This window comes from Rathayibacter sp. PhB151 (genome assembly GCF_004366415.1).
Classification (GTDB): Bacteria; Actinomycetota; Actinomycetes; order Actinomycetales; family Microbacteriaceae; genus Rathayibacter; species Rathayibacter festucae.
This window is the reverse complement of record NZ_SOEN01000003.1, coordinates 1-9,595: the sequence shown is the minus strand read 5'-3', so window position 1 is coordinate 9,595 and position 9,595 is coordinate 1. Positions and strand designations below refer to the sequence as shown.

Genomic DNA, 9,595 nt, shown 5'->3' with positions numbered 1-9,595 from the left:
ACGACACCACCATCTTCGAACCACACCCGCCCAGCCACAAGCAGTTTTCCCTCACCACCGAGACGCGAAGCGGCTTCGCCGCTCGATACGCCCCTTCGGGGCTGCTCGACCAGCATGCTGCGCAGCACGCATCGCGCCTCCCGAGGCGCCCGGCCGCAGCCAGCGCCGCCCGACGCGCCTCCGCGGAGCCGCCCCTCCGGCCGCTGCTAGCGTCGCCCGATGGTCATGAGCAGTACTCGGTTTCCCTCGGCGGCGCAGCCGCCCGTCGCGGTCGTCAGCGACTACGCGCTCGACTACACCGGCGGCGCGCAGACGGCGATGGTCGCGGAGTGCCGGAGCCTCGTGGAGGCGGGTGTCCGCGTCCTGCTGGTCGTCCCCCGCTCCGCCACGACGCTGCCGCTCGACGGCATCGACGTCCGCCCGATCCCGGCACCCCGGATCCCCGTCGCGCAACTGCCGGTCGTCCGCAACTCCCGCCGCACCCGGGCCCTGCTCGAGCGGCTGCTCCGCGACGAGGGGGTCGGCGCCGTCCACGTCCACTCCGAGTTCGGCCTCGCGGTCGCCGCACTGGAGGTCGCCGCGGCGCTCTCGATCCCCTCGGTCGCCACAGTGCACACCTTCTTCTGGCGCGGCGTGCCCGGTTGCGCCGGCCGCGTGCTGGCCCCGCTCGCCGCGACCTACGTCGCCGCCGTGACGGGCGTCCGACCGCGGCCGGACCGCGGCGGCGACGACCGCCTCGGCGCGCTCCTCCGCGAGGTCACCCGGAGCGCCGCCGCCCGCGCGGATCTCGTGATCTCCCCGTCGGCCCACCAGGCCGAGGCGCTCCGTCGCGCGGGCCTGGAGCGGGTGGAGGTGCTGCCCAACACCGTGATCCGGCGGGACTCCGGCCACCGCATCGAGGAGCGCGTCGCCGCGGACACCCCCGGTCCACTCCGCCTGCTCTGGGTCGGCCGGTGCGCACCGGAGAAGCGGCTCGTCCCCTTCGTCGAGGCCTGCCTCGCGGTCCTCGCCCGCGACCCCGATGCCCTCCGCGTCGAGGTGATCGGCACCGGTCCGTCACTCGCCCGCGCCGTCCGGCTCGCCGCGGGATCCCCGGCCGTCGTCTTCCGCGGCTTCGTCGAGAACCGCCGCATCGGCGACGCTTACCGCCGCTCCGATCTCGTCGCCCTGACCTCGTCCGGCTTCGACAACCAGCCGATGGTCGTGGTCGAGGCGCTGCAGGGCGGCCGCGGGATCCTCTACGTCGACCCCGCCCTCACGGAGGGCCTCGACGGCCCGGGACTGCTCGCACCCGTCGAGCCCGCCGCCTTCGCCGAGTACCTCGAGCGACTCTGCCGCGACCGCGCCCCGGTCCGCGCGGCGGCCGCGGCGGCACGGACCGCCTTCGCCGCCTTCGCGCCCGAGGCGCACGCCGCGGCCGTCCTCGCGCTCCACGGCGCAGCGCGCGAGATCGCGGGTCTGCGCGCCGCGCGGGAGTAGCGCGGCCGGGCGTCAGGCCGTGGTGACCAGCGCGCGCACCGCGGAGGTGAAGAACGCGAGTCCGTCCACGCCGGAGCGCATCGCGGCAGGGGTGTCCGGGCCGAAGCCTGGCTCGACCGCGTGCTCGGGGTGCGGCATCAGGCCGACGACGTTGCCGCGCGCGTTCGCGACACCTGCGATGTCGTTCATCGAGCCGTTCGGGTTCGCGCCGAGGTAGCGGAAGACCACGCGGCCCTCGCCCTCGAGCTCCGCGAGCGTCTCGGCCGAGGCGATGTAGCCGCCCTCGCCGTTCTTCAGCGGGATCGTGATCTCCTGGCCGGCCTCGAAGTCGCTGGTCCAGACGGTGCCGGCGTTCTCGACGACGAGCCGCTGGTCGCGGCAGACGAAGGAGCCGACGTCGTTGCGGATCAGGCCGCCGGGCAGAAGGTGCGCCTCGGTCAGCATCTGGAAGCCGTTGCAGATGCCGAGGACGGGGGTGCCGGCGTTCGCCGCGTCGATCACCTCGCGCATGATCGGCGAGTGCGAGGCGATGGCGCCGCAGCGCAGGTAGTCGCCGTAGGAGAAGCCGCCGGGCAGCACGATCGCGTCGACGCCGTCGAGGTCGTGGTCGCCGTGCCAGAGGGCGACGGGCTCCGCGCCGGCGAACCGGACCGCGCGCTGGGCGTCGCGGTCGTCGAGCGAGCCGGGGAAGGTGATGACGCCGATCCGCATGCTCACGCCTCCGGGTAGTGGATGCCGACGACGTCCTCGATCACCGAGTTCGACAGCATGTCGTCGGCCAGGGCGGCGATCGAGGCGCGGACCTCGTCGGTCACCTCGTCGACGGTGATCTCGAAGCGCTTGCCCACCCGCACGCCCGTGACGGCGGCGTGGCCGAGGCGCGAGAGCGCGCCGGCGACGGCCTTCCCCTGCGGATCGAGCAGCTCGGCCTTGGGCATGACTTCAACGACGATCGTGGGCACCGTGTTCTCCGGAGTCTCGAGGGGCTGTGCGGATCTCCGCGCGCCCATCGTACCCGCCCGGCTTTCCAGCGATCCGTCCCGGGATCGCCGGCCTTCGGTGCCTCCGCTCAGGCCGCCGCGGTCACCCGCAGGGTGTTCGCCCACGGGTCCTCGAAGGACAGCGTCCGCCCGTCGTCCGCGGTGGCGACCTTCGCGCTGCGCAGGCGCTCGCCGAGCGCACCCAGATCGTCCGCCGCCGGCACGACGATCTCGACCTGCCCGAGCCCGAGCGCGAGCTGTCGCCGCCCCGCGCCGAGCGAGTTCCAGGTGTTCATCGCCATGTGGTGGTGGTAGCCGCCGGCCGAGACGAACAGCGCCTGCCCGCCGTAGGCGATCGTCGTCTCGAAGCCGAGGCGGTCGACGTAGAACTCCTTCGCCGTCGCGACGTCGCCGACGCTCAGGTGCACGTGGCCGACCGAGGCGCCGCCGAGCCGCGGCTGAGCGATCGCCTCCTCGGTCAGGTGCTCCCGGAGGAACGCGTTCGGGTCGAGGAAGAGCGTCGACATCTCGATCCGCCCGTGCGTCCAGGACCACTGGGTGCGGTCGCGGTCCCAGTAGAGCTCGACGCCGTTGTGCTCCGGGTCGTCGAAGTAGAACGCCTTGCTCACCAGGTGGTCGGAGCTGCCGGTGAAGGAGCCGGGGTGCCGTGTCGCGACGCTGTGCACGGCGGCCGCGAGGGCCGCCTCCGACTCGAAGAGGATCGCGGTGTGGAACAGGCCGGCGCTGCGCGGGGCCGCGTGCCGCAGCTCCGGCGCGTGCTGGAGGATCACCGCCGGGACGCCGCCGCGGCCGAGCACCGCGACGGAGCCGTCCTGCGAGAGCAGATCGAGCAGGACGGCGTCGCGGTAGTAGGCGACCATCGCGTCGAGGTCGGCGACGCGCAGGGTGACCGCCCCCATCACGGTGTCGGGGGCGAGCAGGTCGGGGGAGGAGGTGGTCATGCCGGTCATGCTAGGTCCAACTCAGTTGTAGCCACAACTATTTCCGAGCGGGAGGAAGTCGGAGGAGGGGGCGCCGCCGGGTTCATAGGATCGCCATAGGCAGCGTCCAGCCCGCGCGATGCGGCGGGTCGTCGAATGGACTCCGGTCGCCGTCAGGGGCGGCCCCGGCCACGAGGACGCATCATGAACGAGTCACCCGAATCCCACGGCGCCGAGCGCGAGCCCGCTGCCACCGCGACGGACCCCACCGGCGCCGAGGAGCGCCAGGCGCTCCGGACCGACGACCGCCGCCGCCGCCGCCGCGCCCTGATCGCCGGCGGTGCCGGGCTCGCCCTGCTGATCGGCGTCACCGCGGGCGGCGTTTCGCTCGCCGGCCGCTCCGAGTCCGCCTCGGCCGCCTCGTCGAGCGCCGCCAGCACCATCGTCTACCCCGGCGGCTCCCGCGGCTCCTTCGGCGGCGGCATCGTCGTGCTGCCCTACTCGGGCGGGTCCTCCTCGGGAGACGGCTCCGGCAGTGGGTCGGTCTACGGATACGGATACGGATACGGCTCGGGCTCGGGCGGCACCGGCTCGGGGGCCTCCGGCTCCACCTCGACGTCCACGGCGACCGACGCCGTCCCCGCGAGCACCGCGCAGACCGCCGGCGTCGTCACGATCACCTCCGACCTCACCTACGAGGGCGCGACCTCCGCCGGCACCGGCGTCATCCTCACCTCCGACGGCATGATCCTCACCAACAATCACGTCGTCGAGGGCTCCACCAGCATCACCGTCACGGTCGAGAGCACCGGGCAGGCGTACACCGCCCGCGTCGTCGGCACCGACAAGACCAACGACATCGCCGTGCTCCAGCTCGAGAACGCCTCCGGCCTCACTCCGGCCACCCTCGACACCGACGGGGTCGCGGTCGGCGACGCCGTCACCGCCGTCGGCAACGCGAAGGGCACCGGCAACCTGGTCGCCGCGGCCGGCACGGTCGAGGCCCTCGACCAGAGCATCACCACCCAGGCCGAGACCGGCATCACCGGCGAGAAGCTCACCGGCCTGATCCAGGTCGACGCGGACATCGTCGCGGGCGACTCGGGAGGCCCGCTGGTCGACGCGGCAGGCAAGGTCGTCGGCATCGACACCGCCGCCTCCAGTGGAACCGCGGACATCACCGGCTTCGCCATCCCGATCTCGAAGGCCCTGGACATCGTCGCGACGATCGAGGCGGGCGCCGACACGTCGACCGTCGCGATCGGCTACCCGGCCTTCCTCGGCGTCTCGCTGCCGTCCGGCACGACGGCGGGCACCGCCTCCGGAGCAGTCTCCGGCGCGAGCACCGCGTCCGGCGCCGTCATCGCCGGCGTGATCGAGGGCACCCCCGCTGCCGCCGCGGGTCTCGTGGCCGGCGACGTCGTCACCGCGGTCGACGGCACGGCCGTCACCTCGGGCGACGCTCTCTCCGCGGACCTCGCCCAGCGCGAGCCCGGCGAATCGGTCACCCTCACCTGGACCACCGCCGCCGGCACCTCGCAATCCGCGACCGTCACCCTCGTCGAGGGCCCGGTCGCCTAGGAGCGGTCCGCTTCGCGGGCTGTTCCACCGGCGAGAAGGGCCGCTCCGCGGGCTGCTCCATCGGCGGCGAACATGCTGGTCGAGTAGCCGCGGAGCGGCGTATCGAGACCCGCCGTGCCCAGCGGGGCGGTCTGCAGACCCGCGTGCTGACGGGGGTGGATCTCGATACGCCCGCTGCGCGGGCTACTCGATCAGCAAGAACGCGAGGAACGCGAGCGCACCGCGCGTGCTGGTCGAGTAGCCGCGCAGCGGCGTATCGAGACCCACCCGCCAGCACGCGCACCCGGCGCCGGCGCACCCACGCGACGCGCCGTTGTTTTGAACTATTCAACACAACTCGGTAGCCTTGTCCTCATGACGATGACGGACGACCGGCTGAGAGCTTCCGGGCTCAAGGCCACCGCGACCCGGCGGGCCGTCCTGCAGGCGCTCGAGGGGCATCCGCACTCCGACGTCGATCAGATCCTCGCGCGGGTGCGCGTCGACCTGCCCGACGCCTCGGCCCAGGCCGTGTACGGGGTCCTCGCCGCCTTCACCGAGGCCGGCCTCACCCGCCGCATCGAGCCGGAGGGTCACGCCCGCCGCTTCGAGCTCCGGGTCGGCGACAACCACCACCACGTCGTCTGCCGCAGCTGCGGCGCCGTCGCCGACGTCGACTGCGTCGTCGGCCAGGCGCCCTGCCTGCACCCGTCGTCGTCGAGCGGCTTCGCCATCGACACGGCCGACATCACGTTCTGGGGCACCTGCCCCGACTGCCTCGCGCAGGCCGAGACCCGGCCGGCGCCCGCCATCACCGCCGCGGAGGGCGAGACAGCGCTCCGCCGACAGGAGGACTCATGACCGAGGAACGATTCACGACGACCGATGCCGGAGCCCCCGTCGCCAGCGACGAGCACTCGCTCAGCGTCGGAGCCGACGGCCCCATCGCGCTCCACGACCACTACCTCCTCGAGAAGCTCGCGCAGTTCAACCGCGAGCGCATCCCGGAGCGCGTCGTCCACGCCAAGGGCGGCGGCGCCTTCGGCCGCTTCGTCACCACCGGCGACGTCAGCGCGTACACCCGCGCCGCGCTCTTCCAGCCCGGCGTCGAGACCGAGATGCTCGCCCGCTTCTCCACCGTCGCCGGCGAGCAGGGCTCGCCCGACACCTGGCGCGACCCGCGCGGCTTCGCGCTGAAGTTCTACACGAGCGAGGGCAACTACGACCTCGTCGGCAACAACACCCCGGTGTTCTTCCTCCGCGACGGCATCAAGTTCCCCGACTTCATCCGCTCGCAGAAGCGCCTGCCCGGCACCCACCTGCGCGACCACGACATGCAGTGGGACTTCTGGACCCTCTCGCCCGAGTCGGCGCACCAGGTCACCTGGCTGATGGGCGACCGCGGACTGCCGAGCTCGTGGCGGCACATGGACGGCTTCGGCTCGCACACCTACCAGTGGGTCAACGCCGCCGGCGAGCGCTTCTGGGTGAAGTACCACTTCAAGACGAACCAGGGCATCGAGATCCTCAGCCAGGAGCAGGCCGACCAGATCGCCGGCGAGGACGCGGACTTCCACATCCGCGACCTGTCCGCTGCGATCGACCGCGGCGACCACCCCTCGTGGACCCTCTCCGTCCAGGTGATGCCGTATGCCGACGCGGAGTCCTACCGGTTCAACCCGTTCGACCTCACCAAGGTCTGGCCGCACGCGGACTACCCGCTGATCGAGGTCGGCACGATGACCCTCGACCGCAACCCGGAGAACTACTTCGCGCAGATCGAGCAGGCGACCTTCGCCCCCTCGAACTTCGTGCCCGGGATCGAGGCCAGCCCCGACAAGATGCTGCTCGCGCGCATCTTCAGCTACGCCGATGCGCACCGCTACCGCGTGGGCACCAACCACGCGCAGCTGCCGGTCAACGCCGCGAAGTCGCCGGTGCACTCGTACTCGAAGGACGGCGCGATGCGCTTCGACTTCCAGCGCTCCGAGGTGCCCGTCTACGCGCCGAACACGATGGGCGGCGCGCACGCCGACCCCGCCCGCGCGGCGGAGGGTCCCGGCTGGGAGACCGACGGCGCGCTCACGCGGGCCGCGGCGACCCTGCACCCCGAGGACGACGACTTCGGCCAGGCCGGCACGCTCTACCGCGACGTCCTCGACGACGACGCCAAGGCGCGACTGGTCGCGAACATCGCCGGCCACGTCTCCAAGGTGACCCGCCCGGAGCTGCGCCAGCGCGTGCTCCAGTACTGGGCGAACGTGGACAGCTCGCTGTCGCAGCGCGTCGCCGAGGCCCTCGAGCCCTCCGCCCCCGGCGCGGACGTCTCGCCGGAAGAGGTCGGCATCCACGCCTGACCCCCTGGTGCGCGGTACCGGCTGATCCCGGTGCCGCGCACCTCCGCCCGGTCCCCCCGGACCGAGCGCCCCCGAGCAGCGGGCGGCGCGGGCTGTCGCATGCGGCCCCGCGCCGTCCGCTTCCCCGTCCGATGGGCGTCACCCCTCGGTGCGACGGCGTCATCCCGGGAACCCGAGGCGTCGCTGCCAGTCGGCGAGCACCTCCCCGCTGACGTCGAAGAGCTCGGTGCCCCGGTGCGGAGCATCGATCTCGGTGCTCGTCACGCGCACCCCGCTCGGCAGGATCTCCACGATCGCGGCTCCCGATGCGGCGATGGACCGCTCGTGCTGCGGCCCGGCGAGGACGTCGGTCCGATTCGCGGCACCGGGAGCGACCACCACCGGAGCGGGGTGGCTCGTGTCGACGAAGGCGTGGTGCCAGTGGCCGGCGAGCACCGCCCGGAGCGTCGATCCCGCGACCGCCTCCCAGAAGTCGTGCGGATTCGCGAGTCCCATCCGGCGGTGCAGCGGGGTGACCGCCTCGATCGGAGGGTGGTGCAGCACCACGACCGTCGGTGTCTCCGGGTCCTCGGCCACTCGACTCCGCAGCCAGGCCAGCGTCGGCTCGGCGAGGAGTCCCCAGGACGCTCCGCCCGGAACGGAGGAGTCGAGCACGAGGATCCGCACCCCGCGCACGACGACCTCGGTGTTCCAGGCCCCGTCGGAGCCGAAGCCCTCGCGGTCGTCGTGATTGCCGAGGGCGAGCACGAGCGCGGCATCCCGCTCGGCGCACCACTCCTCGAGCCTCGCGCGCAGAACCCGGTAGGACTCGGCATCGCCGTCATCGCTCAGGTCGCCGGACACCACGACGGCGTCGAGGTCGGCGACGGCGGAGTGGGCGGCGAGCACCGCGTCGAGTGCGGCGCGCGGATCGACGATGCGGTTGTACCGGGCAGCGGGGTCGGCGAGCAGGTGCGTGTCCGAGAGGTGCAGGATCCGCACGGCGCGGGGAGCGGACTCCTCGAGGATCGCGTCGGCCCGGGCACCCGCCGCCTCGATCCGCTCCGCGTTCCGCTCGTCGGGCCCGTCGGTCCAGGCGATCGCCTCCTCGAGGGTCTTGCCGAAGCGGAGGTGCCGCGCGACCAGTCGCCGCCGACGCAGGGTCGGCTCGACCCGCAGGTGCAGCGTCAGATCGAGGAGGCCGGCGACCTCACCCCAGCCGTCGTCCTCGAGCAGCAGGTAGTTGCCCTCGACCAGGACGACGGTCCGCTCGCCCACGGGGAGGGCGAGGGACTCCGGCACCGGCTCCTCGATCGTGCGATCGAAGGAGGCGACCCGCACGGTGTCGCCCGGCTGCGCGGTCCGCAGACTTCGCAAGGCCCCGAGGAATCCCACGACATCGAAGGTGTCCGGCGCACCCATCCGCTCGCGCCGGCCGAGTTCGCGCAGACGCTGCTGGGGCAGGTGGTACCCGTCGAGCGGGAGGACGAGTGCACCGGGAAGGCGAGCACGCAGCCGCTCGGCGATCGTGGACTTGCCGGCGCCCGGCGATCCGGTCACTCCCACCAGGAGGAGACGCCGGTCCGACGCCGCCGTGCGGATCGCGGCGACCGCCTCCTCGAGGGAGGCGAGCAGGGGACGGGGCTGGTCGGGGAGAGACATGCGCCCATTGTGGCCAGCAGTACCGGGGCGGAGGAGGGCCGACCGCGCGGTCGGTGGAGAGTCCGGACATCCGCGCCCTGGGGAGGACCCCCAGCGCGACACGCCCGGGATGAGCGGTTTCGGGGGCCCGGTTTGACAGTGCCGGGATCGGGCCGTAACTTATTCCAAGTCGCCACACAGGCCGCAGGGAAACGGAAGAACAGGGCTCCTCAGGGAGCACGGTTCAACGTCCCGGCCTCATTCGGCACCATCCACTCGGCAAGACAGTCCTTCGGGTCAGGTCTGCCGCACGGATGTAAAGCCTTCGCAGGATCCCTCGGGTCCAGCAACTTCGCCGCCCGGCGACGGACTCAGGTTCGGAACCGAGCAACGTCGGAGCGCCTACGAGCGCAACGGCATCGCGAAGAAGCCGGATTTGACACGGCCTGCGGATGTGCTAAGTTAGTCAAGTTGCCACGGCGGCTGAGAGAACAACTTCTCCAGCTTAGCGAAGTCTTCCGACTAAGGCAACATCTTCGATCACTTCCGTTGTGAAGCACCTTTTCAGGTGTGGAGGCGGGATGTGTCCGATTCTTGAGAACTCAACAGCGTGCACTATGTTCAATGCCAAATTTATAACCCCGTCCGGGTCTTGTGA

8 protein-coding genes are annotated in these 9,595 nt (G+C 72.2%); 4 read left to right on the top strand and 4 right to left on the bottom strand.

What is annotated here, in order from left to right; all coding sequences use genetic code 11:
- Positions 1-219: 219 nt before the first annotated feature.
- The gene (locus tag EDF35_RS00565; RefSeq protein WP_133960438.1) at positions 220-1,479 is read left to right on the top strand and encodes a glycosyltransferase; all 1,260 of its coding nucleotides are present in this window, start codon (positions 220-222) and stop codon (positions 1,477-1,479) included.
- A gap of 12 nt (positions 1,480-1,491) precedes the next feature.
- Here the strand turns inward: EDF35_RS00565 and purQ are convergent, their stop codons facing one another.
- The 3 genes from purQ to EDF35_RS00550 all read right to left on the bottom strand — a co-directional run bounded on the left by purQ (position 1,492) and on the right by EDF35_RS00550 (position 3,430).
- Complete coding sequence (purQ, locus tag EDF35_RS00560; protein ID WP_133960440.1) at positions 1,492-2,190, bottom strand: phosphoribosylformylglycinamidine synthase subunit PurQ; 699 nt, start codon at positions 2,188-2,190, stop codon at positions 1,492-1,494.
- A 2-nt stretch (positions 2,191-2,192) separates the two neighbouring features.
- Positions 2,193-2,441, bottom strand: a complete 249-nt coding sequence (purS, locus tag EDF35_RS00555) for a phosphoribosylformylglycinamidine synthase subunit PurS (RefSeq protein WP_133960437.1) — start codon at positions 2,439-2,441, stop codon at positions 2,193-2,195.
- Between the two features lie 107 nt (positions 2,442-2,548).
- Complete coding sequence (locus tag EDF35_RS00550; protein ID WP_132437446.1) at positions 2,549-3,430, bottom strand: VOC family protein; 882 nt, start codon at positions 3,428-3,430, stop codon at positions 2,549-2,551.
- Between the two features lie 174 nt (positions 3,431-3,604).
- Here EDF35_RS00550 and EDF35_RS00545 point away from each other — a divergent pair, with 174 nt between their 5' ends.
- The 3 genes from EDF35_RS00545 (at position 3,605) to EDF35_RS00535 (ending at position 7,317) form a co-directional block, all read left to right on the top strand.
- Complete coding sequence (locus tag EDF35_RS00545) at positions 3,605-4,981, top strand: trypsin-like peptidase domain-containing protein (protein WP_208322990.1); 1,377 nt, start codon at positions 3,605-3,607, stop codon at positions 4,979-4,981.
- A 354-nt stretch (positions 4,982-5,335) separates the two neighbouring features.
- A complete protein-coding gene (locus EDF35_RS00540; protein WP_185019989.1) occupies positions 5,336-5,821 on the top strand; it encodes a Fur family transcriptional regulator in 486 nt (161 codons plus the stop codon).
- Positions 5,818-7,317 carry a catalase gene (locus EDF35_RS00535; protein WP_123447080.1) on the top strand — a complete coding sequence of 500 codons (1,500 nt, stop codon included), beginning with the start codon at positions 5,818-5,820 and terminating at the stop codon, positions 7,315-7,317. Before EDF35_RS00540 ends, EDF35_RS00535 begins: the two co-directional genes overlap by 4 nt.
- A 159-nt stretch (positions 7,318-7,476) precedes the next feature.
- On the opposite strand, the gene EDF35_RS00530 is transcribed toward EDF35_RS00535, so the two are convergent.
- Positions 7,477-8,958: a metallophosphoesterase gene (locus EDF35_RS00530; RefSeq protein WP_133960436.1), complete on the bottom strand. Its 1,482-nt coding sequence runs from the start codon at positions 8,956-8,958 to the stop codon at positions 7,477-7,479.
- Positions 8,959-9,595: the final 637 nt, after the last annotated feature.

Excerpts from the sequence above, each read along its gene's own strand:
- EDF35_RS00565 (WP_133960438.1), top strand. The coding sequence starts at position 220 with ATGGTCATGAGCAGTACTCGGTTTCCCTCGGCGGCGCAGCCGCCCGTC.
- purQ (WP_133960440.1), bottom strand. The coding sequence starts at position 2,190 with ATGCGGATCGGCGTCATCACCTTCCCCGGCTCGCTCGACGACCGCGAC.
- EDF35_RS00550 (WP_132437446.1), bottom strand. The coding sequence starts at position 3,430 with ATGACCGGCATGACCACCTCCTCCCCCGACCTGCTCGCCCCCGACACC.
- EDF35_RS00545 (WP_208322990.1), top strand. The coding sequence starts at position 3,605 with ATGAACGAGTCACCCGAATCCCACGGCGCCGAGCGCGAGCCCGCTGCC.
- EDF35_RS00540 (WP_185019989.1), top strand. The coding sequence starts at position 5,336 with ATGACGATGACGGACGACCGGCTGAGAGCTTCCGGGCTCAAGGCCACC.
- EDF35_RS00535 (WP_123447080.1), top strand. The coding sequence starts at position 5,818 with ATGACCGAGGAACGATTCACGACGACCGATGCCGGAGCCCCCGTCGCC.
- EDF35_RS00530 (WP_133960436.1), bottom strand. The coding sequence starts at position 8,958 with ATGTCTCTCCCCGACCAGCCCCGTCCCCTGCTCGCCTCCCTCGAGGAG.